This window comes from Ruegeria sp. HKCCA5839, from assembly GCF_013035585.1.
Taxonomy (GTDB): domain Bacteria; phylum Pseudomonadota; class Alphaproteobacteria; order Rhodobacterales; family Rhodobacteraceae; genus Ruegeria.
The window spans coordinates 126,579-151,241 of the sequence record NZ_WQIE01000007.1 but is presented as its reverse complement, the minus strand read 5'-3'; the positions used below and the strand labels follow the sequence as shown (position 1 = coordinate 151,241).

The window sequence follows — 24,663 nt, the reverse complement described above, 5'->3', positions numbered from 1 at the left end:
TATGAAGAATTTTCTGATGGCCGGATTGGCCGGAACCGTGGCAGGTGTGATCGCAACAACGCAGGTCGCAGGCCCACTGTTGGCGCAAGAGGCCGAAAGCAAGGCCAGCGTCTATGAGCAACTGGATCTGTTTGGCGATATTTTCGAACGCATTCGCGCGCAATATGTGGAAGAGGTCGAGACCGAAGATCTGATCGAAGCGGCGATTGACGGGATGCTCACGTCGCTGGATCCGCATTCAAGCTATCTGTCGCCCGATGACGCGGAACAGATGCGGGTGCAGACCCGCGGCGAATTTGGCGGGCTTGGCATCGAGGTCACTCAGGAAGAGGGGTTTGTCAAAGTTGTGTCGCCCATCGACGATACGCCAGCCGATGCGGCGGGGATCGAAGCGGGCGATTTCATCACCCATGTGGATGGCGAAAGCATTCTGGGCCTGACGCTGGACAAGGCCGTTGATCTGATGCGTGGCCCGGTTGGCTCCGAGATTGTGATCACCGTGGTCCGCGAGGGCGAACAAGACCCGTTTGACGTGACGCTGATCCGCGACACCATCAAGCTGACCGCTGTGCGGGCCCGGACCGAAGGCACCAGCGTTGTGCTGCGGGTGACCACATTCAACGACCAGACCTATCCCAACCTCGAAGCCGGATTGCAAAAGCAAATCGAAGAGGCCGGTGGTATCGAAAACATCAATGGCATCGTTCTGGATCTGCGCAACAACCCAGGCGGCTTGTTGACCCAGGCGATCAAAGTGTCGGACGCGTTCCTGGACGAAGGCGAGATCGTCTCGACCCGTGGCCGCAACCCCGCCGAAGGCGAGCGGTTCAACGCGACGCTGGGCGATCTGGCAGATGGCAAACCCATCGTGGTGTTGATCAATGGCGGTTCGGCCTCGGCGTCGGAAATTGTGGCCGGTGCGCTGCAAGACCACAATCGGGCCATTGTTGTGGGTACAAAAAGCTTTGGCAAAGGCTCGGTCCAGACCGTGATGCCGCTGCGGGGTGACGGTGCGATGCGCCTGACTACATCGCGCTACTACACGCCGTCTGGTCGCTCGATTCAGGCGCTGGGTGTCAGCCCGGACATCATCGTCGAACAACCGCGTCCTGCACCTGAAACCGAAGAAGAGGAAGCCTCGAACACACGCACGCGGTCGGAGGCCGATCTGCGCGGCAGTCTGAACAATGACAGCCTCAGCGAAGACGAAATCCGTCAAATCGAAGAGGACCGCGCCAAGGCCGAAGCCACGGCAGAACTGCGCGAAGAGGATTATCAACTGGCCTATGCCATCGATATTCTGAAAGGCTTGTCCGCCTTCCGGCCAAACGGGCCGTCTCAGTAAACCAGATCAGGGCCGCAGCAGATGCGGCCCTTTTTCCCTGCCGGTCAGCCTTCGACCTTGTGCAGTTTCTTCTCATCCAGCAACAGCGCCAGAACAAGCCCGAAAGACACCGAGACTGTGGCGAAGACAAAGGCCATGTTCATTCCGCTGTCAAAGGCGTTAGCGATCGCGGTCTGAACTTTTTCGGCCTCAGTAGAACTGAGTTTTTGCATGATCGCCTTGGCCGTATCGGTGGTCAAAGTGCCCCCATTGATCGCCTTTTGATCTGCAAGAGACAGATCAATACCATCTGCCTTGAGCTGCTTGCCAAGACTGTTCAAGCTGCTGACATACATGACCGCTGTGGCGCAGGCGACGGAAATGGCGCCATAGACCAGATGGGTCATGAAACTCAGCCCGCCAACCAGGCCTGCGCGTTCCGGTTTCACGGCACATACTGCCGCTGTGCCTGACGGACCCACGGTCAGAGTTGCCCCAAGGCCGATCAAAGCCATGCCCGGCAAGATTTGGAAATAGCCCAGGCCGTCAGGCATCAACACAATACTCGCCGAGCCCAAAGTGGCGCTGAGATATCCCCAGAACAACAGCCGTTTGGGCCCGAAATCGTTGTATAATGTCCCCGAAACCACAGATCCGACCGCCAGCAACACGGTCAAAGGGGCCAATCCCAGAGCGGATTCAAAGGTCGACCAGCCCAGCACCTTTTGCATGTATTGCGGGAAATACAGCAAGCCGACGAAGGCCGCGGACACGTTGAACATGTTCAGTCCCAGCGTGATCAGAAACTCCCGGTTCTGCATCAGCTGCGGCAAAAGCAGAGGCTCGGGCACCTTTTTTTCGATCCTTGGGAACATGAAAAAGAGAACGCCGCTGGCAAAGAAAAGCAGCAGCAATGGGACCGAGGTCCACCCCCAATCTGCGCCGATGTCCAATCCATACAGCAACAGAAGAACAGCGAAGGACAGGATTGCCATGCCTGCAAAATCGATCCGTTCGCCCTGTTTGTGCTGGGTTTCCTTCTCCATCACAAAGATCGCGGTGGCCATCGAGATCGCTGAAAACACAACATTGGCCAGAAAGAACAGCCGCCATTCGCCCAAGGTGACAGCCGCACCGCTGATCATCGGTCCAAAGACGTTCCCGGTGGTCACCCCGGCCAGGATCATCCCCATGATCAGAGCCCGATGTTCGGGTTTCGAGACTTTGGTGGCCCCAAACGCCAATGTGCAAGGCCAAACGCAGCCTGCACCAATCCCCTGAAGGGCCCGCGCGACGATCAGATAGTCCAAACCGGGCGCGACAAAACACATGATCGACGAGAACAGAAAGATCGACAGTCCGATAATCATCATCTTCCGATGCCCGAACATGTCGCCCATCCGTCCTCCGGCAACCATCGTCATGGCAAAGAACAAGGCATAGATGTTCAGAACCCACTGGGTTCCCGTGATGTCCGAGTCAAAACTGTTTTCAATCGCCGGAACCAGCATCAAGGCGCCAGTAAAGTCGATGCCAATGCCAAAACCCGTCACCATGAGGGCGATGAGCATTACGATGCTTTTGCGTTCCATAGGTCCACCCGGATTGAACGTGATGTCCTATTGATGCACGGAAACGTGTCAAAAAGACATATAAAACCCGGATTTGCCGTTACCTCAGCTGTCGGACACGTGCAGGCGGCGGACCACTCGTTTCAGCAAATCAACCTCGGCTCGCAGCAGGGACAGCTCTGCCAGCAGGCTGTCGTCGGCGGGCTGGCCAGCGATGATGGTGATGTCCCCTAGCTTTTCATGTGTTGCCGCGTTTTGGATAAGGATCGTGTGAACCCCGTCCGATAACGTTTCAGTCGGCACGGTTAGTTGCAAAACCCACTCGGTACCGTCTTGCTTAAGTTCGAAATCGGTCAGGGTTTGGCCGCAATACAGAATTTCGACTTCTGGGGGAGTGTCGCTTGTGAGACGACCTTCCCAAACGCCGTTATTCAGCCGGATTGGAGTCAGAATGGGTTGGGTCATGCTTTGGCCCTCTTACAAATCGGCTCTGTGGTGGCGGCAAAAGGTCATATCGCGCAAGATCACTCGATTCATGGCGGGGTGTTCCAGGATGATATCCAACCAGAGTTTTTCGATCCGCCGTTCGTTCAGATCCAGATGCGCCAGATCGAAGTCGATTGAGGCTTCTGTCTTGGTCAGATCAAGTTCCCGCAGAACATGGTCGGTATTGGGACCGTGCTGCACATTGAGCCTGGCAAAGATACGGCAAGGCCGTTCGCTTTCGGTCAGCATGTCCAATCGAATGAGATGCTGTTGGGTCAGTTGGTTCGCGGCCTCGGCTGGCAACTCAACGGCAAGGGACAGAAACGACCCCTCAAAGGCAAAAACTTCGATTGCAAGGCTGAACGGGGCAAGGTCTTTGTCACTTCGGTTCCGGATCTGTCGCAGCGCGATCTCACGCAGCTCACAGTCATGGAACAAGGTGGACTGACCATCGATTGGTGCGCGGCGCGGGGCCGAAGCAATACCCTGGGAATTCAGCGGCAATCGCCAAAGATCCGGTCTCCATGACCAATCCGACCCTAAGGGTTTGGAAAATCGCGTCGATCCGATCTCGGGCTGAACCAACCGCCCGTCTGCGTTCCGGATCAACCGTTCAACAGCAGTTTTGATCTGGCGCGCTTGGTCCCTTTGTCGCCGCAGGTCGGGCAGGGGTGTCAGATCGGCATTGCGATCCAGACGCGTCCAGCGCGCCAGCGCTTTGCGGTGAAGATAGCGATCCAGAAGTTTTCCCATTGCGCCTGATCCGATTTTCAGCCCTGTTTAGCTATTTTTACGCAAAGGGGTAGCCCGAGACTGCGCGTCAGGTGGTAAAAATTTCCTGAATTCTCTCGGGGCATGAGAAAATCGAGGTCTGGGCCTGTACCAGTTCTTGTAAAGGCGCGGGGTGCGCCCTAAGTTCCGCTGTCCGGCGTGTATCATTTCCTATACAAGCGTTTTCCAATAAGAAGGCAGGGCATGGAACCCACCCTATTCTCGTTCATCTGGAAATATTCCAAGAAACAGCAGCTGGTGCTGCTGGTCCTGACAGTATTGTCGTTCCCGTTTCTCTACGCTTCGCTGGAACTGCCCAAGCAAATCATCAATGACGCCATCGGCGCGCCCTCGAACGAGGTGTCATTGTTTGGCTATTCGGTTTCGCAGGTACAGTACCTGTTGATCCTGTGTTTTGCCTTCCTGGCCACTGTGATTGCCAGCGGTCTGATGAAGATGCGTATCAACACGATGAAGGGCGTCTTGGCCGAGCGGATGCTGCGGCGGTTGCGCTATACGCTGATCAGCCGGTCCATGCGCTTCCCGAAATCCTATTTTGCATCGACCAGCCAGGGTGAGCTGGTCTCGATGATCACGTCAGAGGCCGAGCCGATGGGCGGCCTGATGGGCGATGCCATTGCGCAGCCGGTGTTCCAGTTCGGTCAGATGATGACCATTGTGACGTTCCTGTTCATGCAAAGCGTCTGGTTTGGTCTGGCCAGTATCGCGCTGATCCCGCTTCAGGCCTGGTTGATCCCCAAATTGCAACGCCAGATCAACTTGTTGAACAAAGAGCGTATTCAGGAAGTACGCCATCTGAGTTCCGAGATTGGCGAAAGCGCTGCGGGCATCAGTGATCTGCGCACCAACGGTGGGTGGCGCTACCGTCTGGCGCAGTTCAGCCACAGGCTGGGCACGTTGTTCGAGATCCGCTTCAAGATCTACAACAAGAAGTTCTTCATGAAGTTCCTCAACAATCTGATCACTCAGATGACGCCGTTTCTGTTCTATTCAGTCGGTGGTTATCTGGCGATCAAGGGTGAGGTAACGGTCGGGGCTTTGGTCGCGGCGCTAGGGGCTTACAAAGATCTGAGCGGCCCTTGGAAGGATCTTCTGACCTACTACAACCAGGTGCAGGACATGTCGCTGCGCTGGGAGGTGGTGACCGAGCGGTTTGCCCCTTCGAACATGATCCGCGAAGAGCTTTTTGAAGGTGAGCCCGAAACCATTCCACGCCTGACTGGCGATATCGAGTTGCGGAACGTCACCGTGCGCGATGACGACGGGAAGACCATTCTCGAAGATATCGACCTTACGATCCCCCAAGGCGCGCGGGTTGCGATCCAATCGACCCATGCCTCGGAACGCTCGGCCCTGGCGCAATTGCTGACCCGAGAGGTTTTGCCCGCGCAGGGAGAGGTGATCATGGCAGGCCATGATCTGAACGAGATGCACCAAAAAGTCATCGCGGCGCGGATCGGCTATGCCTATTCCCGCCCTTATCTGTTTGACGGCACGCTGGGCGACAACTTGATGATGCCGCTCAGAACCCACCCGCATCCTTCGAAGGAACTGTCAGTTCCATCGCAGCGACAGATCGAAGCGGTGCGGTCGGGGAATTCTTCCGATCTGCTCGATACCGATTGGATTGACCCCGGACTGGCGGGGTTGGACGACACTGACGGTATTCGTGACTGGTGGTTCCAACTGGTCGAGGCGATGGGGATTGACGAGTTTATGTTCCGTCGCACTTTGCGGTCGCAGTTCGACCCCAAGCTGCACCCGGTTCTGGCCCAAGAAATCGTCAATTTAAGGGAAGTTGTCGCAGATCGTTTGCGTGAAAAGGGCCTGGATGAATATGTCTATCGGTTTGATCCCGATCGTTTCAACCCGGCCGTACCCCTGGGCGGAAACCTTCTCTTCTCGGCCCCGTCGCGCCGAATTTCGGCTGACAATCTTGTTGAGGATGGCCGTTTCCTGTCGATGCTCAAGGATCACGACCTTGACGATGATGCTTTGGTGATCGCGACAGCAGTTCTTGACACGCTGCGCCAGACCTTTGGACGTGATGGTGCCGATCACCCGCTCTTCCTGCGTCTTGGCTTGTCCAAGGATATGTACCATCGTTTGCTGGATATCGAGGAAGAACGCATCTCGAAAGGCGCCGATGCGATCAGTGAAAGAGACCGGGCGCTTTTGCTTGCGGTTCCGTTCATGCTGACCGCTGAACAGGTTGGCCCAAGTTTTCCGGATGAATACAAGGACAAGATCCTTGCGATCCGCCAAAGCCAGGCGGAACAGCTGCGCGCAGCGTTGGGGGACATGTTCACTCCGGTCTCTCCCGATGTGTATCTGCCGCGGCTGACCGCGATGGAGAACGCGCTTTACGGGCGGGTGTCGTTAACCGCGGGTGCCAGAGCGGACGAAATCGAGGACGTCGTGGCCGAGGTATTGAACGAAGCCGGATTGCGCCGTCGGGCAGCAGCGATCATCTTTGATTTGCCCTCAGGTCTTGGTGGGAACAACCTGCCCACCGTATTCCAGGAACGCGCGGCCTTTTCGCGTGCCAGTATCAAACGCCCAGATATTTTGATCCTCGACAAAGCGCTGGCCAGTCACGATTCCGAAAGCCGTTTGCGGACACGTTTGAAACTGCGGGAATTGCTGCCGGATTCGATCATGATCTTTATGGAAGATCATTTTGCCCATCCCGAAGCTTACGATCTGTTTATCGAAATCAAAGACGGTCGAATCGACGGTGTGTCTCGCACGTCGGCCGAGTCCGACGACAGACCGTCCGATGATCTGAGCCGCAAGCTAAAGATCATATCCACCACCGAGCTGTTTTCACGACTCGACGGTCGCAACCAACGACTGTTGGCCTTTTCGGCGCAATGGTATGAGGCCAGCGCTGGCCAAACGATTTTCGCCCGAGGAGAGTCGCCGGATGCCGCGTATCTGTGTATTTCCGGCAAGGCGACATTGTACATGGACACTCGTGACGGTGCACCGCAGGCGATTTCCGTTATCGAACCGGGTCGGCTGATCGGAGATCTGGCAATCATAACCGGCGATACACGACAATTGGATCTTGTCGCAAGCGAACCCTGTGTATTCCTGCGGATCGGAGCCGAGGAATTGCGCGCGGTGATCGAAAGCGACGCAACTGTTGCCGTACAGTTGCTGGAACGGGTCGCAGGCCATTTGACATCTGTTGCAGAACGGCTGCGAGATTCGAATGCTCTGTTGCATCCACACCCAGACACAGTCGAGCAACACAATGCGAGTTGAAGGGCCTCAGTCCTATGTCGCTCATGAAGAATTGGTCGCCGATGCGCGTCGCTATCCGCAAATATGGCGGTTGGTGGTCGGCGTGTTGGTGGTGGGTGCCTTTACCATATTGGCGAATTTCGCCTTGTTTTCGGTTGTCGCAAATCAGGGCCCTCCGACTTGGGTTGACGGTTTTCTGAACGGGCTTTTCCCTGTCGCTGTGCTCGTGATTTTGGCGAGCTTTGTGTTCGTCACCATGGGGGTGGCTCTGGCCGCACGTCTGTTGCAGCGTCGAGCGTTGCGGTCGATCATCGGGCCTTCTTCAAGGGCAATGCGCCAATTCGTAAAAGTGCTTGTGGCATTGCTGGCGCTGCAAGTGATCCTGCTATTGCTGCCGCCTTACGGGTTCGGTGCACCTTTGGTGCCCAATCTGGCCTTTGGTCAGTGGGTGTTGTTGCTGCCTCTGGGGCTGGTAGCGATCCTGATCCAGACCAGTGCCGAAGAAATCCTGTTTCGAGGCTATCTTCAGCAAAGCCTTGCGGCGCGGTTCCGATCGCCCTGGATCTGGATGCTGGTGCCTTCGGTCCTGTTCGGGTTTGGGCATTACACGCCGTCTGTGGCCGGTGGAAACGCGATGATCGTCGCAGTATGGGCCATGATCTTCGGTCTGATCACAGCGGACCTAACCGCACGCGCCGGCACACTTGGGCCCGCGATAGCCTTGCATTTCTTCAACAACTGTTGGGTCATCCTGGGCACCTCGATGCCAGATATGCTCAGTGGCTTGGCGCTGTACCACTGGCCGTTCGACTCTGCTGATACAGCAAGCCTCAGGCCCTGGCTTTACGTCGATTTCGCGATCATGATTGTTAGTTGGCTAACCGTCCGGCTTGCCATCAGGCGTTGATTGCATTTCTGTCCCCAGAGTCTTATTTGACGTCAAAACCGTAAAACAAGGTTCCGACATGAACTGGATCACAAACTACGTCCGCCCCCGGATCAACTCGATCTTTTCGCGCCGCGAAGTGCCCGAAAACCTTTGGCACAAGTGCAGCGAATGCGGAACGATGTTGTTCCATCGCGAATTGGCCGAGAACCAGAATGTCTGCACCCAATGCGGTCACCACATGGCTATCACGCCACGCGACCGGTTCGGTCATCTGTTCGATGGCGGTATCTTCACCGAAATCGAAGTGCCCGCACCCAAGGACGATCCGCTGCAGTTTCGGGACCAAAAGAAATACCCCGACCGTATGAAAGCTGCTCAGAAAAAGACGGGTGAGAAAGAAGCGATGCTGGTCGCCACTGGCGAGATCGGGCGCACTCCGATTGTGGCCGCCGCACAGGATTTCTCGTTCATGGGTGGCTCGATGGGCATGTATGTCGGCAATGCCATTATTGCTGCAGCACAAGAGGCAGTTAGGCTAAAGCGCCCGTTGATCCTGTTTTCCGCCGCAGGTGGCGCGCGTATGCAGGAGGGGATCCTGAGCCTGATGCAGATGCCGCGTACGACTGTTGCGGTTGAGATGCTGAAAGAGGCAAACCTGCCTTATATTGTTGTCCTGACCCACCCGACCACAGGCGGTGTAACCGCGTCTTACGCCATGCTGGGCGATGTTCATATTTCCGAACCCAACGCGCTGATCTGTTTCGCAGGCCCGCGCGTGATCGAACAAACCATACGCGAGAAGCTGCCGGAAGGTTTCCAACGCGCCGAATACCTGCTGGATCACGGGATGTTGGACCGGGTGACCAAACGCACCGAGATGCGCGAAGAGCTGATCACCATCACCCGGATGCTGATGAACCAGCCTCCTGCGATCAAGGGCGATCTGCCAGCGCCAAAACCCGAAGACACCACCCCCGGGCCACAGGCAGCAGAGCCCGATCAGACATGACCGAGCAGACATCTGACGTCATCCTCGAACGGATGATGGCCTTGCACCCCAAGATCATCGACCTGACCTTGGATCGCGTCTGGCGTCTTCTGTCCGCGCTTGGCAACCCGCAGCTTGACCTGCCGCCGGTGATCCATATTGCCGGAACCAATGGCAAAGGATCAACACAGGCGATGATCCGCGCGGGGCTGGAAGGGGCAGGGCGCAGCACTCATGCCTATACCTCGCCTCATCTGGCACGTTTCCACGAACGTATTCGTCTGGCCGGAGAGCTGATCTCGGAACCTGCGCTAACGGCTGTTCTGGACGAATGCTATGCCGCAAATGGCGGTCAGGACATCACCTATTTCGAAATCACAACCTGCGCCGCCTTGCTGGCTTTTGCCCGCACCCAGGCGGATTACACCTTGCTAGAGGTCGGACTGGGCGGGCGTCTCGACGCCACCAATGTGATCGAACAGCCGGCGGTGACAGTGATCACTCCGGTCTCGATTGATCACGAGCAATTTCTTGGTGACACTTTGGGCAAAATCGCTGCCGAAAAAGCCGGGATCATCAAGCCTGGTGTGCCCTGTATCGTGGGGCCGCAAAAAGACGAAGCGCTTGAAGTCATTGAATACACCGCCGCCCGCCTTGGTGCGCCGTTGTTGGTCCATGGCCAGCACTGGCATGTGCACGAAGAAAACGGACGTTTGATCTATCAGGATGAAACCGGGCTGCGCGATCTTCCCTTGCCCAACCTGCTGGGTGCGCATCAGTTTCAGAACGCGGGTGCTGCTTTGGCTGTGTTGCGCCACCTGAAAATGGGCGATGACGCCTATGAGGCCGCCGTGACCAAAGCCGATTGGCCTGCCCGTATGCAGCGCCTGAAAACCGGTCCACTGGTCGACCAGGCGCCACAGGCTGAGCTGTGGCTGGATGGTGGCCACAACGCCGCCGCAGGCAGCGCATTGGCCGATCTGTTGGCGAAACTGCCAAAAAAACCGACCCATTTGATCTGCGGAATGCTGAAAACCAAGGATGTGACCGGCTATCTGCGCCCGCTGTCCACTCAGGCCCAAAGCCTTACCGCCGTCTCGATTCCGGGCGAGGCCGCAACGCTCAGCGCGGATGAAACCGCCGCTGCCGCCACCAGGGTCAAGCTGCCTGCAACCACCGCGGGGACCGTGTCAGAAGCATTGACCTCAATCACGCAAAACGATCCGCAAGCCCGCGTGCTGATCTGCGGCTCGCTCTATCTGGCGGGCAATATCCTGCGCGAAAACGGCTAGACGGATCCGCGCGCAGCGAGAAAGGTTGGAACCACCTAAGTTCCCCAGTTCTGATCCTGCATTTCCCGCAGCCGCGAGGCCGTGCGCTCAAATTCAAACGTCCCTTCGCCTTCGACATAGAGCATCTCTGGCTCCGCTGCCGCAGAACAGATCAACCGCACCCGAGCCTCGTAGAGCGCGTCAATCAACGTAACGAACCGTTTGGCCTCGTTGAAATTGTTGCGCGACAGCCGCGGGATATCCTCCAGAACCAGCACCTTCACGGCCTCAGCAATTGCCAGATAGTCCCCCGGACCCAGCATCCGACCGCACAGATCATAGAATGAAGCCCGCGCAACCCCGTTTCGAAATGCAGGCAGAACAACCTCGCGGCCTTTGACCTGCAACGCCAACGGTTCAGCCGGTCCACCGGACAGATCGGCCCAGACGGCCCTGATCTTGTCGCGCGCCTCCGGGCCAATGGGTGAAAAATACACCGGAGAGCCTTCCAGACGGTTTTGTCGATAGTCGGTGGGCGAGACCAGCTCCCAGACCTGCAATTGCTCTTTGATATGGGCGATAAAGGGCAAAAACAGCTGACGGTTCAGTCCATCCTTATAAAGATCATCAGGATGCCGGTTCGATGTGGTGACCACCACAACCCCACCCGCATGCAGCAGATCAAACAGCCGCCCGACGATCATCGCATCGGTGATATCGGTGATCTGCATTTCGTCAAATGCCAACAGGCGAACCGACTTCACGACCGCCTCGGCCACCGGGGCTAGCGCATCTTCAACGCCGTCTTCGCGGGCTTTGTGCAGGCCTGAATGGATTTCTTGCATGAAGGCATGAAAATGCACGCGCCGGGCAGGAATATCCCCCAGAGTTTCAACAAACATGTCCATCAACATGGATTTGCCACGCCCGACACCGCCCCACAGGTACAGGCCCTTTGGGGGCGGAGGAGCTTTACGGAAGAAACCGCGTTTGACTGGGGTCGCAAGCTCGGCCCTGATCCGCTCGAAATGCGGAAGAACCGCCTCTTGTGCGTCATCGCGCGTCAGGCTGCCATCCGCGATACGGGCTTCATAAAGCGAAATCAGATCGGTCATGGACCCGAGCCATAACGCGCCGTTCCAGCCTTGAAAAGCGGCCTTTTCCGCGTGACATCAGAAATTCTGATCTGACCGCCCATAAATACTGATTTGACGCGGCCTAACTAGCAATTAGGCTCACCAAACCACTCATTCGCAGGACACCATGCCCCATACCGTGCGTCTTCTGAACCCGATCCTGATTGTCGGCTGCATCATCATCACCGTCAGCTTTGCTGTGCGGGCTTCTTTTGGCGTGTTTCAGATCCCGGTCGCCGAAGAATTCGGCTGGATGCGTTCGGAATTCTCTATGGCGATTGCGATCCAGAACCTGGCCTGGGGCATCGGACAGCCGATTTTCGGAGCGATCGCCGAAAAAGTCGGAGACCGCCGTGCCATTGTGCTGGGGGCATTGACCTATGCGGCGGGCATGGTGCTGACCGCGTGGTCTGTCACCCCGTTTGAACATCAGATGTACGCCTGGCTTGTCGGTTTCGGAATCGCAGGCACCGGGTTCGGGGTTGTGCTGGCGGTGGTCGGGCGGGCGGCAACGGATGAGAACCGTTCAATGTCGCTCGCCATTGTCACGGCCGCAGGCAGTTTTGGTCAGGTCATCGGGGCGCCGACAGCAGAGTGGTTGCTGACCTTCATGCCTTGGCAGCAGGTGTTCATTGTCTTTGCCGTTGCCATTCTGGCGCTGGTTCTGACCCTGCCGCTGATGCGCGCGCCGCAGCCCGCCAACAAGGCCGAACTGCAAGAAAGCATGGGGCAAATCCTTGTCCGCGCCTTCCGCGATCCCTCATATTCATTGATTTTCATTGGCTTTTTCAGCTGTGGCTATCAATTGGGGTTTATCACCGCCCATTTCCCCGCCTTCGTGACCGAAATGTGCGGCCCGATTCAACCCGGCGGCGTTTTGCACTCCATGGGAATTACCTCGACCTCTGCTCTGGGCGCTGTGGCGATATCGTTGATTGGTTTGGCCAACATCGGTGGCACCCTATTGGCCGGTTGGGCGGGCAATCACTTCCCCAAGAAATACCTGCTGGCCGCTGTCTACACGGGCCGCACCGTTGCCGCCGCCTTGTTCATCCTGTTCCCGATCACGCCCATGTCGGTCATCGTGTTTTCGCTGGTGATGGGCTCGCTCTGGCTGGCCACGGTGCCGCTGACCTCGGGCCTTGTGGCGCATCTATACGGTGTGCGCTATATGGGTACGCTTTATGGCATCATCTTCCTCAGCCACCAGATCGGCAGCTTCTTGGGCGTCTGGCTGGGCGGGCGCATGTATGATCAGTTCGGCGACTATTCTCTGGTCTGGTGGATCGGCGTTGCCATCGGCGCGTTCAGCGCCATTGTCCACCTTCCCATTCGCGAGAACAGGCCGTCGATCCCCGCCGCTGCGTGATCACGGGGCGAATTTGCTTTGGATATAGTGGCTGGTCATCAAGTCCAGATGCGCCCCACCGCCATTCTTGAACAGCGTCACGGTGGAAGGGTCGGGGCGGAACTGATCCAGCCCGTAGAAATCGCCGATCAGGTCACTGCGCGAGATCACCCCCTCGGCAATCGGGGTCTTGATCTCGCCAATATGCTCCACGGTCGACTCAAAGCTGTCCACATAGATCGCCGAGCGCCTCAGCACCGCGTCGTCGACCTCGCGCATATCCGGGCGATAGGCGCCGATCAGGTTCAAATGCTGCCCCGGGCGCAGCCATTCGCCCTTGATCAGGGGTTCGGTGCTCATAGTGGCCGTCAGGACGATATCGGCTTGGTGTACCGCCTCTGCCAGATCATAGGCCACGTCGACACGCCCCATCTCGCGCGCCAGCGCTTCGGCTTTGGCGGTTGTCCGGTTCCAAACGGACAATTGCGCCTTCGGAAAACCTGCCGAGAACGCCTCACATAGCGAGGTGGCAACCGGCCCGGCCCCCACAATCAGCACCGACTGGCTGTCAGGGTTGGCCAGCCGCAACGCGCCCAACAGGCTGTCACCGGCGGTTTTCCACTTGGTCACAAGGTGGAAATCCAAAAGCGCCGTGAATTGCCCGTCCTTGTCATCAAACAGGCTGACCGACCCGTTGATCGGTGGCTGCCCCTTTTCGGCGTTGCCTGGAAACACGGTGGCGGATTTGACGGCCAGCCCCAGTCCATCGATCCAGGCCGCCCGAGACAGCAGCGTATCTTTGCCGCGATAGAGGAAGCTGTCCTGAATCTCGGCCTTGGGGCGGGTATGCCCCTCTGCCAACGCCTGTGTCAGCTCCAGCCAATCCAGATTGGCTTGTCCCTCTTCAAACGGGATTTGCAGAACCTTCATCTCGCCTCGCTTTCTGCCCGACAGCGCCTTGGCGCCTGAATGCCATTGGTCCCGGAACTGAACCAATCCTAAGCCTGGGATGCAAGCACCGACTGCAGCGCGCAGCGCTGCCGGGCCCAACGGGAAGAGGCGCATCTTTGATGCGTCGATGACCGGCGGGAGTGTCAGCCTCGCTTGGCGGCTCGCAGCTCTCGCTCCAAAGCGTCAAGGAACCGCGACCGGTCCGCCTTGCCAAAGGGTTTGCCACCGCCCCCCTGTCCCAGAGGGTTGGCTGCACGCAGATCGGCCATCAGATCACGCATCGCCAATTGCTGGCCGATATTGGCGGCGGTGAAGGCCTCGCCATTGGGTCGCAACACCCGTGCGCCGGCTTCGACACATTTGGCGGCCAGAGGAATGTCGGATGTCACCACCACATCTCCCGCACCGCAGCGCTCGGCGATCCACTTATCCGCCTCGTCGGCACCCTCGGACACGATGACAACCTGCACCAGCGGATTGGGTGACGGGCGCAGCCCTCCGTTCGAAACTAGGGCCAGTGGCACTTTGTGGCGGGTTGCCACGCGCTCTGCCTCGGCTTTCACCGGACAGGCATCGCCGTCGATATAAAGTGTTGTCACGCCGATTTGGCCTTTTTCTTTGCGGCGGGCTTCTTGCGCACTTTGAACTCGTCCGGGATCGGCATCCGGTTAAAGGCGTCCAGACCGGCGATCTTGTAGGCCTCGGCCAGCGTCGGATAGTTGAACGTGTTCTGCACGAAATAGTCGACGGTGCCTTTCAGGTTCAGCACTGCTTGGGCGATATGGATCAACTCGGTCGCCCCTTCGCCCACGATCTGCACCCCCAAGACGCGGCGGGTCTTGAGCGAGAAAAGCATCTTCAGCATGCCATGTTCCAGCCCCATGATATGCCCGCGTGAGGTTTCGCGGAACCGCGCCACGCCGACCTCATAGGGTATTCCACGCTCCTGCAGCTCTTCTTCGGACATGCCGCAGGTCGACATCTCGGGTACCGAATAGATGCCATAGGGGTACCACGGGCTTTCCGGCAAGGTTGGCGTGTCCAGCGCATGGCAAGCGGCCACACGACCTTGCTGCAAAGAGGTCGAGGCCAGTGATGGATGACCGATGACGTCCCCGGTCGCATAGATATGCGGAACCGAAGTTTGATAGGTCTTGCGGTCGACATTGATCCGGTTGCGATGATCGGTCTCGATCCCCACAGCCTCCAGGTTCAGCGCTGAAGTGGCACCCATGCGACCGGCTGCAAATAGCAGCATCTCGGCCCGCACATGGCGCCCGTTTTCCAACGTCACCTCCACATGGCTGCCCGCATCTTCGATCTTTTCGACCGCCGAACCTAGCCGCAGATCCACACCATTTTCGCGAATCTGATGGGTGAACTCGTGGATCAATCGGGTATCGATGAAATCAAGGAACGTCTCGCGCGGCTCGATCAGCGTCACGCGTACATCGAGCGCCGAGAACATGGTGGCATATTCCACACCGATCACACCTGCGCCAATCACCACCAGCGAGCGTGGGATTTCCGCCATTTCTAGGAAATCATCCCCGTCCACAACCGTCTTGCCATTGAATGGCACATAATCCGGGCGATAGGTCTTGGTGCCGGTTGCAATCAGAAACTTGGCCGCCGTCAGGCGCGTGGTGTCGCCGGAATCGGTGGCAACCTCAACCTCGTGCGGGCCGATGAATTTCGCCAGACCGCTCAGCGTGTCCACATGGTTGCGGTTGAACTGGTGTTCCAAAACATCGACTTCATGATCCAACGTCATATGCAGCCGTGCCTTAAGGTCTTCTGCCCGGATCTGGTCCTTCACACGGTACGAGCGCCCATAAAAGCTCCGTTCGCGCCAGCCAGACAGGTTGAGAACAGTCTCCCGCAGGGTTTTCGACGGTATTGTTCCTGTATGAACGGAAACGCCACCCAACCGGTCATGGCGGTCAATGACCAAGACCCGATGTTGTAGCTTCCCAGCCTGAATTGCCGCTGAACGCCCAGAGGGACCCGATCCAATGATAATCAGATCATAGTCAAAATCGCTCATGCTTCAGTCCCCGTATAGCGCATCGGCATGGAAGGTGATGTGGTCTTCCATGAAGGTGGACACAAAGAAATAGGAATGATCATAACCCGGCTGAAGCCGATAAATGGCTTGCTGGCGACGTTCGGCAATGGCCAGTGCCAACGTTTCCGGGCGCAAAAGATCCATGAACTGGTCTTTGGCACCGGTATCTATCAGCACCGGCCCGTCAAACCCCTTTTCCTTCATCAACAGCGAGGCGTCATGTTTGTTCCAGCCCGCTGTGTCATCCCCCAGATACGCGCTCAACTGCTTGCGGCCCCAATCGGCCCCGGTCGGGTTGCAGATCGGTGCAAAAGCCGAGACCGAACGGTAGCGACCTGGCAGGTTCATCGCCAGCGTCAAGGCGCCGTGCCCACCCATCGAATGCCCGGTGATGGCCTGGCGATCGGCGTCTATGGCGGAGTTTTCGACCAACAGTTCGGGCAACTCGGTCGCGACGTAGTCCCACATCTGAAAATGCGGGGCCCAGGGTTCTTGTGTGGCGTTCACATAGAACCCGGCACCCTGTCCCAGATCATAGTCGTCGTGATCGGCGACGCCCGCGCCACGTGGGGACGTGTCAGGAAAGACAATTGCGATCCCCTGTTCCGCAGCCCAGACCTGCGCCCCGGCTTTGGTCATCGCGTTTTCATGCGTGCAGGTCAGGCCAGACAGATACCACAGAATCGGGACAGGGCCGTCTTTTGCTTCGGCGGGCAGGAATAGCCCGAAAGTCATATCGCATTGGCAGGCTGACGACGCATGGCGATAGACGCCTTGTACACCACCAAAGCATGCATTTTCCGAAAGGGTTTCCATCACGCTCTTCCTTGCAATGAGTTTGGGACATGGCTAACGGCCTGCAAGCGCAAGGTAAAGTGCAGGTGCAGAAAGCGCGCATAATTTACCATTGGTGAAGATCAGAGAGCGCTAATCCAGCCGATGACGACCGGGACTGTAAAAATGCTGAGCATTGTTGAAAGCAAAATTGCAGCTGATGCCCGTTGCGGTGCAATGCCATAATGCGCTGCCAGAATATAGACGTTACCTGCCACGGGCAGGGCGGCCGCAGAAATTGCTATAGCCGCCGAGAACGGGGCAATTGGCAGCGCATAAAGCAACATGATGGCGACGCAAAGCGGGTGGATCACCAGCTTGCAAAAGCTCAGCCAACCCGCAACCTGGATGCGTTCAGCGGACTTCCCGGCCAACGACGCGCCAATGGCAAACAAAGCACCGGGGGTAGCGGCTCCGCCCAGAATTGTCAGAAAGTCGGTCAGAGGAGCAGGAACCGGAAACTTTAGTGCAGACCATGCCACACCTGCCGAGATCGACAGGATCATTGGGTTTGTCAGCAGCCCTTTCCCGATCTGCCGCACCATGCGCCATGACAGCCGGCCGTCCCGGCCACCGTTTATCAGGATGACGATCAGCGAAGAAAACACCACCAAATCCACGGTCAAAACGACCATGACCGGGCCTATCGCGGCTTCGGTGAACAATAGCGCAAGCATCGGCAGGCCCAAAAAGCCCACATTCCCAATAGCTGCGCATTGAGCCTCGACCGCTCCGGTGGGGATGTCGAGCCCGCGCAGATAGGCCACCAGCGTTGCCAGGCTATAGACCGCCAATGTGCCAACCAGGTACCCGATCACCAGTTTCACATCGAATATCTCGTCAAAGGGCAGCGTAGCCGAAAACCGGAAGAGCATGGCGGACAGGGCGAAATAGAAAACGAACTTCGTCAGATAGGCCGTCGCCTCGGCCGGAAAAAACCGTGTGCGCCCAGCCCAATAGCCCAAGCCGATGATCGCAAAGAAGGGCAGAGTGCGCAAAAAAATCTCGACCATGAAAGTGTCCCTAGCACAGCTGTCGCGTGCCGCAAGGGCCTTTACCGCATTGAAACGAGACACGTGGTTATCAAAAATCGTTGATACTAAACTAAATGGTTTATATTCTCGACGGATACTCAAGGAGGTGTCATGACCCAAACTGCCACGATTCTACGCACCGGGCGCAAATTTGATCAGGTGCTGCGCGGCGCGCGAGAGGTTTTCATGGCAGACGGGTTCGAAGGCGCAAGCGTAGACGATATCGCCCGCGCCGCCGGGGTCTCGAAGGCCACCTTGTACAGCTATTTCCCAGACAAACGCCTATTGTTTTCCGAAGTCGCCCAGACCGAATGCAGCCGGATGGCTGAGCGGGTGATCGCGATGATCGATGAAACGAAACCGGCGCGCGAAGTCTTGATGATTGCTGCCACGCAATTGACCGGGTTTCTGGTTTCTGAATTTGCTCAGCAGGTCTTTCGCATTTGTGTGGCCGAACGTGACCGGTTCCCCGAACTTGGCAAAGCGTTCTACCAGGCTGGCCCAAAAAACGGCCAGGAACATATGGCAGCCTATTTGGACAAGGCCGTCGCCAAAGGTGAGTTGAAGATCGACGATGTCCACTTGGCAGCTGAACAGCTGTCCGAGCTCTGCAAAGTCCGGATTTGGAATCGGTCGGTCTTTGGCATTCAGGTGTCCTTCACCCAGGACGAAATCGAGGCCGTCGCGACGCAGGCGGTCGATATGTTCATGTCGCGCTACGGCGTTTAATATTTTTCGAAAATTTTGGTGCGGGTGGAGGGACTTGAACCCCCACGCCTTGCGGCGCCAGAACCTAAATCTGGTGCGTCTACCAATTTCGCCACACCCGCAACCGTGGTGCATGTGCACCGCAATGACGCGCTGAATAACAAAGCTTCCTGTCGAGTGCGAGAGGGAAAATGAAGACCAGCGCAAGTTTGTGTATCACGTTATGACCCTCACCGGGACGAGCAGGGTTATCAGAAGTGTTTCTTTGACCGAGTGGGTGCCTCGGTCATTTTTTTTCATTCCGGCCAGCCAGTTACGGTGTTTGGTCCGTGTTTTTCCCGGCGTATTCACGCAACTCCACCCTGGGTTGAGACATTTATGCGAAGAGCCATCACAATCGCGCCACAATTCAAACGCCAAAAAATCTTATTCGCGTCAAAATAACACCGCGGTAATCGCGCTTGTTTAACGACAACGAGTTAATGAGTCTTTTTTGCCGCGTGGCGCGTTTGCCAGTTCCCGCTCAACTCCAACAACAGGGGTCTCTGTCGTGACCAACCAGATGAACAACGCCGTAAGCGAGCAGGATGTCATCGATCTTGCGCGTGAGAGCTTTGTCGACGAGCTCAAAGTTCTAAATCGTCATCACCCTGGAACAGGGTTTGGGATTGCTTTGAAAACCCTTTCGGGTGACCGCTATTTGCTGGCCAATGCGCGTATGCCGTTACCCGCACACAAATCCCAGGACTTTCCAACAGGGCGTCGCGTCGCGCGTATGGAAAATGGAGAGCATTTCAGCTCGATCGAAGTTCTGGCCGATTCATTGGCCTATGAATCGATATCGCCTCTGACCGAGGCCGAGATCTTGGGCAATGCGCTGGATCTGATCGCGCGAATCGACACATTGGCGGGCCTGCCGAAAGGTGGCCAGCCGTTAGAAATTGCCGCAACTGGCACCGGAGGCTGAATAATGGCGCGCAACGACCATCTTTTGTCCGTTGGAAACGAAGCTCTGTCCCCCGTGACAGAAGCGATGACTTCCCTGACGGCGCAGATTGACCAATTGACAGAGGTGGCGGATGCGCGCTCCTCGGCACGTTTGGCCACACTCAAGACGCGAATGGAAAACTTCACCGCCAACGTGACGTTGGTGGGGCAGGTCAAGGCGGGCAAATCGTCGATCGTGAACATTCTGGCAGGGCGCCCGGATTTGCTGCCTTCTGATGTAAACCCGTGGACCTCGGTGGTGACCACGCTCAACATCAACACTCGGACCGAAGGCGACACAAAGTCGAAATTCACATTCTTTGAACAAGAAGAGTGGGACAACCTGATGGTCGGTGGCGGCCGTCTGGGCGAACTGGCTAACCGGGCCGGTGCCGATGACGAGATGGAGGACATCCGTCGCCAGGTGGCCGAGATGAAGGCCAAGTCGGAAGAACGTCTGGGCAAGCATTTTGACCTGATCCTGGGGCAAAGCCACCAGTACGACTATTTCGACGACGAGTTGATCCAACGCTATGTCTGTTTGGGCGATGAAGACGATCCGGACATCAACCCGAAGACAGGTCGTTTTGCCGATGTGACCAAGTCGGCCGAGCTTTACATGGATATTCCGCAGTATCCGTTGGCTTTGCGCCTTTGTGATACGCCGGGTGTGAACGACACGTTCATGGTGCGCGAACAAATCACCCTGCGCAGCCTGCGCGGGTCTGAAGTGTGTATCGTGGTTCTGGCCGCCAGTCAGGCGCTGACCACGATGGATATGGCGCTGATGCGGATCATCGCGCAATTTGAGAACCGTCAGATCATCCTGTTCGTGAACCGGATTGATGAACTGTCGGATCCGATCAACCAAGTGCCTGAAATTCGTGACAGAATTCAGGAAACGCTGAAACAGAACAACATCGACACCTCAACAAGTATCGTGTTCGGAAGTGCCCTTTGGGCAGAAGCCGCTTTGACAGGAAATCCTGACATCCTCACGGAAGAATCGCGGCAGACCCTGAACACGTTCTATCTGGCGGCCGGCTTTGGGGATGAAGCCGCGTCGTTGGATAAGATTTGGGCATTGTCCGGATTGCCGGATCTGCTGTTGGCAATGAATGAACGGATCGCTGAAGGTACAGGCAAGCGATTGATCGACCGCGTGCGCCACCGTGCGCGCAACATCGCCAGCCAGATTCGTGCCACCTCGGTTGCCAAAAAGCTGTCGGACAGCGAAGGGGTCGTTCACAACTTGGAAGGCGCCAGCCCCGAAGAGGCGATCGCCACCGTTTCAGACGAATACGAGAAGAAAGCGGCCGAGTTGACCGCAAAACTGCGCGACAAGGTACTCGAACGCCTGACCTCGGCAGAGACGAACTTTGTCAAACGCGCGACGGACTCGTTGATCGCGCATCTGGAAGAAAACGGCGAGCAGGGGACCTGGCAATACGATCCCGCTGGCCTTCGGACCCTACAGAAAGCGGCCTATTTCAGCTTTGCCCGCGCGATGCGGAAAGATGCTGGTGCGCTCTATGAAGCCGCTGCAGCGGATATCGGTGAACTGTACCATAAGCTGTTGGGTAACCATCTGGGCGAGTTCACGATCGAAGCGCCGATTGTGCCGCGCGTACCGCCGCCATTGGGCATCGGCAAGACCATTGCGCTTGACCTGCAAAGCACCTGGTGGCGCCGCTGGTGGCAAAAGCGCAAGGGCTTTGAAGCTTATGCCGCGGATTACACCCGTCTGATCGCCTCTGAGGCGAACTCGATCACCAAGGACATCGAAGAAAACCAGATCGCAGCCGTTCTGGAAAATGTCCGGGCGACATTGTCTGATTTCCTGCGCGAGCAGAAGGAGACATTGCTCAGCATCTCTCAATCCGGAGAGCAAAGCAAAGCCCGTAGTGCAGAGCTGATGGCCGAACAGAAGCCTCAGAAATCGCGCGACGATATCCTCGGTGACATCCTCAAAGATCTTAGCAACGAAGCGGCATAAGAAGAGTTATGATAAATACAGCACAAACCCGTTTCGTTACCCCCAAAGCCTGGGACCGCATTGAAAAGTGGTCGCGCCGCAAGCCCGTGTTTGCGCTGATGGGGGAATTCAGTGCCGGTAAATCGACATTGATGAACTTTCTCTTGCGCAAACAAACGTTGCCGACACAAGTCACAGCGACGCAGTTGCCGCCGGTCTGGTTCAGCTTTGGAAAAGGCTCGGCCTATGTTCTGCGTCATGATGGCAGCAAAGAAATGATCACTCTGGATCAGCTTGATCAGGTTGGCGTCAACGATGTGCAGTTCGTGCGCATTTTCCTTGAGGCAGATATTCTTGAGGCCGTCGACTTGATCGACACCCCCGGTATATCTGATCCCAAGATCTCGAACGATGTCTGGCGTCGTGCGGTTGGTCAGGCCAATGGCGTGCTGTGGTGTACACATTCTACTCAAGCATGGCGCGAGACCGAGCGTGCCACTTGGGTGTCCTTGCCCGAGCGTCTGCAAGCCAACTCGCTTTTGTTGGTCACCCGTGCTGACGCATTGAATACGAAAGATCGCCAAAAGGTGCTGCGTCGCGTGAACCGCGAGGCCGGACATCTGTTCAATCGGTCTATCCTTTTCTCGGCACGCGATGCCATCATTGCCCGGGACAAGACCGGAGATGCCGAGATGTGGGGCCGCAGCGGTGGCGGCAAGATGGTCGACAGCTTCCTTGAGATCACCGAGCAGATTATGGGAAGCCGCGCCGAAATGCTGTCGCGCTACCAAATGGAAAAATCGACCCTACCTGGGATCGAAAAGATCAAGCCGCTGCGCCCGGCCAAGCCGGGCGAGGCAAAGGACGACGTGACCACTGTCCGAGTGATCCCTCCCGAAAACGCGGACACCGAAACCGTGACAAGCTTTCCGGTGCGTCCTGCGCGTGTCGAACGGCGTTCGGACGAGATCGAGCGTCCGAGGATCGATGCCGAAGAAGCCGAAAAGCTGCGGCAGGAGATGATCGTCGAAGAAGACGAGGTCGCAGCGAAGGATCAGAATGTTTCGTTCAGCGATGACAAAGACGAGGCAATGGATCTGGACTTCCTGCCGAACCCGGCCACGGATGTTGACGAGTTCGAGTTCCAAGGCGAAGAAGAAGCGGAACCCGAAGATGAACTGACCGTTTCGGACACCAGTGAAGATGATCCGGTTGAAGAAGAGATCGAAATCGTGGAAATCGCGCGCGGCGTCGAATCCGATATCGAACGGTCTGTATCCTCGATAACGGCCCTATTGGCTGAAAAGTCTGAAGAAGACTACGAGCCCGAACCCGAATCCAATGCGCTGACCGACGGGCAAGTTGTACCAATGCAGCTTGAGGATGACATCGCGGACGCCCCAGAACCGGACGTGAAATCACTCATTCAGGTTGTGCCTGGAACGCCGATCAGCGCGGTCGATCTCTGGAACGAATTTGTTTCGAAAGAGAAGTTGCCCGACGATGCCAATGGGCTGCGCAGTGTCTTCTCGGCTTTCCTGACCGAGTTCGATCAGATATCCCGTGATTACCAACCCAATTCAGATCAGCCGGTAAGCCCAATTGGACGATCTGAAGAAAACTCGGCGGCGGAACGACATGCTTTGTAGTTTGTTCCGGTTCGCTCGCGCCAAAGGCAGGTTAGAACATGTCAATTGAGAACGCGCTTTCCACTGCCATGGACTCCATACCCGACTGCGTTGCAGCCGGGTATGTTGATATGGAAACGGGTATGTTGCTCGGGTTGAAATCGGATCAACCGGATCACACGAACCTGCTCGAGAACCTGGCATTGGCCGTTGCGAACTTGTTTCAAGGGCGCGGTGTTCGTGGCTTTGAATCATTGTTGCGCATGATCGGCACCCAAGAAGATGACAACCCGGGCTTTGGGGAAATTGCCGTTTTCTCGGATGATCGGCTGCATATCTTTTTGCGGACGCGGGAATATCCCGATCACGTAGTCTGTTATGTCTGCCGCAGTGACGAAAAAGCGGGCTTGGCGCTGACGAAATCACATCTCAGCCTCGGGCCAGTTGCGGCGGCGGTTTAGACAGGTCCAAAGGGGGTCAAGACACGATGGATACCGACATTCTTGAGATGCTCGACAGTATTGGACGCAACTCACTCGCGCGTTTGACGCCTGCTGTCTACCTGAACGGTGACACCGCACAGGACCGCAGAAACGGCGTTTTGAAAGCCATTCGTGGCACCATTCTTCCGCGCAGGCTGGAGTTTACGGCCGCCAACGACCTGGTGCTGGCGATTGAGGTCAATAGCTCTCGCATCACCGATATCTTTAGCTTTGGCGACGAGCCAACGCCCGATTTTGAAACGGAGTCGCGCGAAGCACTGACCGAGGTTCTGGCACGGATGGTGACGGACATCGCGATGGCCCCTGGCCCCCTCGAATTGGTATCGCTGCGCCCGGACAACCAGCTTGAGGCTGACGATGTCGGGATCACCTATTCCGAGATCGCTGCAGCCTGTGCCGGGATGGAAATTTCCGAAGAACCTATAATGACGATCGTGCCCGACGCGCCCGAGGAAGAAATCGAGCCCGAGCCAAACGTGGAACCGGTTGAAGCCGTGGAAACCGAACCCACCAGCCCCTCGGGTATGGCGCATGGTTTCTACACGGCCTCTGATCGCTTTGCAGAGGGTCGCATCCTTCTAAGTGACGACGACGGCGAAGGGCTCGAACTCGACGGGCTTTGCGCCGAAGGTCAGAGCGGTTTTCCCGAACAAGAGCTTTTGCAAAGCTTTGCAAAGGACCTTGCCGGCTGGAAATCGGACAGCGAAGGTGCCTTGACCCAACCACAACTGATTGTTGTGCGCGCTTCGGGCGGGCAAGGCACCGGCCTTTCGATCCTGTGCGACGGTGCGCAAACAGCAATCACATTGCACGAGGCGCGCAAGCTGGGTGCAGTCGTAAACCTATGGAGATCACTGCAGGGTGTCGCTGAATAACCGCGATCCTGCCCTATCCTGTTCTTTATTCTTTAATATTAGTGCA

Annotated in this window: 21 protein-coding genes and 1 tRNA gene; 12 read left to right on the top strand and 10 right to left on the bottom strand. The window is 56.9% G+C overall.

Annotation, left to right across the window (positions count from 1 at the left end; translation table 11 throughout):
- The first annotated feature begins 1 nt into the window (after position 1).
- A complete protein-coding gene (locus GOV38_RS17735; RefSeq protein WP_171101959.1) occupies positions 2-1,345 on the top strand; it encodes a S41 family peptidase in 1,344 nt (447 codons plus the stop codon).
- 44 nt (positions 1,346-1,389) lie between these two features.
- Here the strand turns inward: GOV38_RS17735 and GOV38_RS17730 are convergent, their stop codons facing one another.
- From GOV38_RS17730 to GOV38_RS17720, 3 genes are all read right to left on the bottom strand, one after another.
- Complete coding sequence (locus GOV38_RS17730) at positions 1,390-2,916, bottom strand: MFS transporter (protein WP_171208045.1); 1,527 nt, start codon at positions 2,914-2,916, stop codon at positions 1,390-1,392.
- A gap of 84 nt (positions 2,917-3,000) precedes the next feature.
- Positions 3,001-3,360: a hypothetical protein gene (locus GOV38_RS17725; RefSeq protein WP_171208044.1), complete on the bottom strand. Its 360-nt coding sequence runs from the start codon at positions 3,358-3,360 to the stop codon at positions 3,001-3,003.
- Between the two features lie 12 nt (positions 3,361-3,372).
- Positions 3,373-4,134: a DUF6478 family protein gene (locus GOV38_RS17720; RefSeq protein WP_171208043.1), complete on the bottom strand. Its 762-nt coding sequence runs from the start codon at positions 4,132-4,134 to the stop codon at positions 3,373-3,375.
- 222 nt (positions 4,135-4,356) lie between these two features.
- Here GOV38_RS17720 and GOV38_RS17715 point away from each other — a divergent pair, with 222 nt between their 5' ends.
- From GOV38_RS17715 to GOV38_RS17700, 4 genes are read left to right on the top strand one after another with little or no spacing between them, the layout of a single operon-like run.
- Entirely contained in the window at positions 4,357-7,443 is a 3,087-nt protein-coding gene (locus tag GOV38_RS17715) for an ABC transporter transmembrane domain-containing protein (protein WP_171208042.1), read from the top strand.
- Positions 7,433-8,329 carry a CPBP family intramembrane glutamic endopeptidase gene (locus GOV38_RS17710; RefSeq protein ID WP_171208041.1) on the top strand — a complete coding sequence of 299 codons (897 nt, stop codon included), beginning with the start codon at positions 7,433-7,435 and terminating at the stop codon, positions 8,327-8,329. The genes GOV38_RS17715 and GOV38_RS17710 overlap by 11 nt, the downstream gene beginning before the upstream one ends.
- Positions 8,330-8,387: 58 nt before the next feature.
- The gene (accD, locus tag GOV38_RS17705) at positions 8,388-9,320 is read left to right on the top strand and encodes an acetyl-CoA carboxylase, carboxyltransferase subunit beta (RefSeq protein WP_171213024.1); all 933 of its coding nucleotides are present in this window, start codon (positions 8,388-8,390) and stop codon (positions 9,318-9,320) included.
- On the top strand, positions 9,317-10,591 hold the full coding sequence (locus GOV38_RS17700) for a folylpolyglutamate synthase/dihydrofolate synthase family protein (RefSeq protein WP_171208040.1): 1,275 nt from the start codon (positions 9,317-9,319) through the stop codon (positions 10,589-10,591). The genes accD and GOV38_RS17700 overlap by 4 nt, the downstream gene beginning before the upstream one ends.
- Before the next feature lie 35 nt (positions 10,592-10,626).
- Here the strand turns inward: GOV38_RS17700 and zapE are convergent, their stop codons facing one another.
- On the bottom strand, positions 10,627-11,685 hold the full coding sequence (gene zapE / locus GOV38_RS17695) for a cell division protein ZapE (protein ID WP_171208039.1): 1,059 nt from the start codon (positions 11,683-11,685) through the stop codon (positions 10,627-10,629).
- Positions 11,686-11,833: 148 nt separating this feature from the next.
- Here zapE and GOV38_RS17690 point away from each other — a divergent pair, with 148 nt between their 5' ends.
- Complete coding sequence (locus GOV38_RS17690) at positions 11,834-13,075, top strand: MFS transporter (RefSeq protein WP_171208038.1); 1,242 nt, start codon at positions 11,834-11,836, stop codon at positions 13,073-13,075.
- Here the strand turns inward: GOV38_RS17690 and GOV38_RS17685 are convergent, their stop codons facing one another.
- The 5 genes from GOV38_RS17685 to GOV38_RS17665 form a co-directional block, all read right to left on the bottom strand.
- Positions 13,076-13,984 carry an ornithine cyclodeaminase family protein gene (locus GOV38_RS17685; RefSeq protein WP_171208363.1) on the bottom strand — a complete coding sequence of 303 codons (909 nt, stop codon included), beginning with the start codon at positions 13,982-13,984 and terminating at the stop codon, positions 13,076-13,078.
- A gap of 164 nt (positions 13,985-14,148) precedes the next feature.
- On the bottom strand, positions 14,149-14,604 hold the full coding sequence (locus GOV38_RS17680; RefSeq protein WP_171132754.1) for a YaiI/YqxD family protein: 456 nt from the start codon (positions 14,602-14,604) through the stop codon (positions 14,149-14,151).
- Positions 14,601-16,052: a Si-specific NAD(P)(+) transhydrogenase gene (sthA, locus tag GOV38_RS17675; RefSeq protein WP_171101970.1), complete on the bottom strand. Its 1,452-nt coding sequence runs from the start codon at positions 16,050-16,052 to the stop codon at positions 14,601-14,603. Before sthA ends, GOV38_RS17680 begins: the two co-directional genes overlap by 4 nt.
- Positions 16,053-16,055: 3 nt before the next feature.
- The gene (gene fghA, locus GOV38_RS17670; protein ID WP_171208037.1) at positions 16,056-16,889 is read right to left on the bottom strand and encodes an S-formylglutathione hydrolase; all 834 of its coding nucleotides are present in this window, start codon (positions 16,887-16,889) and stop codon (positions 16,056-16,058) included.
- 101 nt (positions 16,890-16,990) lie between these two features.
- Complete coding sequence (locus tag GOV38_RS17665; protein WP_171208036.1) at positions 16,991-17,920, bottom strand: AEC family transporter; 930 nt, start codon at positions 17,918-17,920, stop codon at positions 16,991-16,993.
- A 132-nt stretch (positions 17,921-18,052) separates the two neighbouring features.
- Between GOV38_RS17665 and GOV38_RS17660 the strand changes: the two genes are divergently transcribed.
- Positions 18,053-18,670: a TetR/AcrR family transcriptional regulator gene (locus GOV38_RS17660; protein WP_171101973.1), complete on the top strand. Its 618-nt coding sequence runs from the start codon at positions 18,053-18,055 to the stop codon at positions 18,668-18,670.
- A gap of 16 nt (positions 18,671-18,686) precedes the next feature.
- On the opposite strand, the gene GOV38_RS17655 is transcribed toward GOV38_RS17660, so the two are convergent.
- Positions 18,687-18,771: transfer RNA gene (locus GOV38_RS17655), tRNA-Leu, on the bottom strand.
- A 428-nt stretch (positions 18,772-19,199) separates the two neighbouring features.
- Between GOV38_RS17655 and GOV38_RS17650 the strand changes: the two genes are divergently transcribed.
- Genes GOV38_RS17650 through GOV38_RS17630 form a run of 5 tightly spaced genes read left to right on the top strand, consistent with a single transcriptional unit; the run spans position 19,200 to position 24,617 of the window.
- Positions 19,200-19,616 (top strand): hypothetical protein, encoded by a 417-nt coding sequence (locus tag GOV38_RS17650; protein WP_171208035.1) that lies wholly within the window; start codon positions 19,200-19,202, stop codon positions 19,614-19,616.
- Positions 19,617-19,619: 3 nt separating this feature from the next.
- Complete coding sequence (locus tag GOV38_RS17645; RefSeq protein ID WP_171101975.1) at positions 19,620-21,632, top strand: dynamin family protein; 2,013 nt, start codon at positions 19,620-19,622, stop codon at positions 21,630-21,632.
- An 8-nt stretch (positions 21,633-21,640) separates the two neighbouring features.
- Positions 21,641-23,260, top strand: a complete 1,620-nt coding sequence (locus tag GOV38_RS17640) for a dynamin family protein (protein ID WP_171208034.1) — start codon at positions 21,641-21,643, stop codon at positions 23,258-23,260.
- A 38-nt stretch (positions 23,261-23,298) separates the two neighbouring features.
- Complete coding sequence (locus GOV38_RS17635) at positions 23,299-23,700, top strand: hypothetical protein (RefSeq protein WP_171101977.1); 402 nt, start codon at positions 23,299-23,301, stop codon at positions 23,698-23,700.
- 26 nt (positions 23,701-23,726) lie between these two features.
- Complete coding sequence (locus tag GOV38_RS17630; protein ID WP_171208033.1) at positions 23,727-24,617, top strand: hypothetical protein; 891 nt, start codon at positions 23,727-23,729, stop codon at positions 24,615-24,617.
- Positions 24,618-24,663 lie beyond the last annotated feature (46 nt).

Bases quoted from the DNA above. Each gene is read 5' to 3' on its own strand.
- GOV38_RS17635 (WP_171101977.1), top strand. From the start codon at position 23,299: ATGTCAATTGAGAACGCGCTTTCCACTGCCATGGACTCCATACCCGAC.
- GOV38_RS17700 (WP_171208040.1), top strand. From the start codon at position 9,317: ATGACCGAGCAGACATCTGACGTCATCCTCGAACGGATGATGGCCTTG.
- GOV38_RS17665 (WP_171208036.1), bottom strand. From the start codon at position 17,920: ATGGTCGAGATTTTTTTGCGCACTCTGCCCTTCTTTGCGATCATCGGC.
- GOV38_RS17730 (WP_171208045.1), bottom strand. From the start codon at position 2,916: ATGGAACGCAAAAGCATCGTAATGCTCATCGCCCTCATGGTGACGGGT.
- GOV38_RS17660 (WP_171101973.1), top strand. From the start codon at position 18,053: ATGACCCAAACTGCCACGATTCTACGCACCGGGCGCAAATTTGATCAG.
- GOV38_RS17640 (WP_171208034.1), top strand. From the start codon at position 21,641: ATGATAAATACAGCACAAACCCGTTTCGTTACCCCCAAAGCCTGGGAC.
- zapE (WP_171208039.1), bottom strand. From the start codon at position 11,685: ATGACCGATCTGATTTCGCTTTATGAAGCCCGTATCGCGGATGGCAGC.
- sthA (WP_171101970.1), bottom strand. From the start codon at position 16,052: ATGAGCGATTTTGACTATGATCTGATTATCATTGGATCGGGTCCCTCT.
- GOV38_RS17710 (WP_171208041.1), top strand. From the start codon at position 7,433: ATGCGAGTTGAAGGGCCTCAGTCCTATGTCGCTCATGAAGAATTGGTC.
- GOV38_RS17720 (WP_171208043.1), bottom strand. From the start codon at position 4,134: ATGGGAAAACTTCTGGATCGCTATCTTCACCGCAAAGCGCTGGCGCGC.
- GOV38_RS17685 (WP_171208363.1), bottom strand. From the start codon at position 13,984: ATGAAGGTTCTGCAAATCCCGTTTGAAGAGGGACAAGCCAATCTGGAT.
- GOV38_RS17725 (WP_171208044.1), bottom strand. From the start codon at position 3,360: ATGACCCAACCCATTCTGACTCCAATCCGGCTGAATAACGGCGTTTGG.
- GOV38_RS17690 (WP_171208038.1), top strand. From the start codon at position 11,834: ATGCCCCATACCGTGCGTCTTCTGAACCCGATCCTGATTGTCGGCTGC.
- fghA (WP_171208037.1), bottom strand. From the start codon at position 16,889: ATGGAAACCCTTTCGGAAAATGCATGCTTTGGTGGTGTACAAGGCGTC.
- GOV38_RS17645 (WP_171101975.1), top strand. From the start codon at position 19,620: ATGGCGCGCAACGACCATCTTTTGTCCGTTGGAAACGAAGCTCTGTCC.
- GOV38_RS17715 (WP_171208042.1), top strand. From the start codon at position 4,357: ATGGAACCCACCCTATTCTCGTTCATCTGGAAATATTCCAAGAAACAG.
- accD (WP_171213024.1), top strand. From the start codon at position 8,388: ATGAACTGGATCACAAACTACGTCCGCCCCCGGATCAACTCGATCTTT.
- GOV38_RS17735 (WP_171101959.1), top strand. From the start codon at position 2: ATGAAGAATTTTCTGATGGCCGGATTGGCCGGAACCGTGGCAGGTGTG.
- GOV38_RS17630 (WP_171208033.1), top strand. From the start codon at position 23,727: ATGGATACCGACATTCTTGAGATGCTCGACAGTATTGGACGCAACTCA.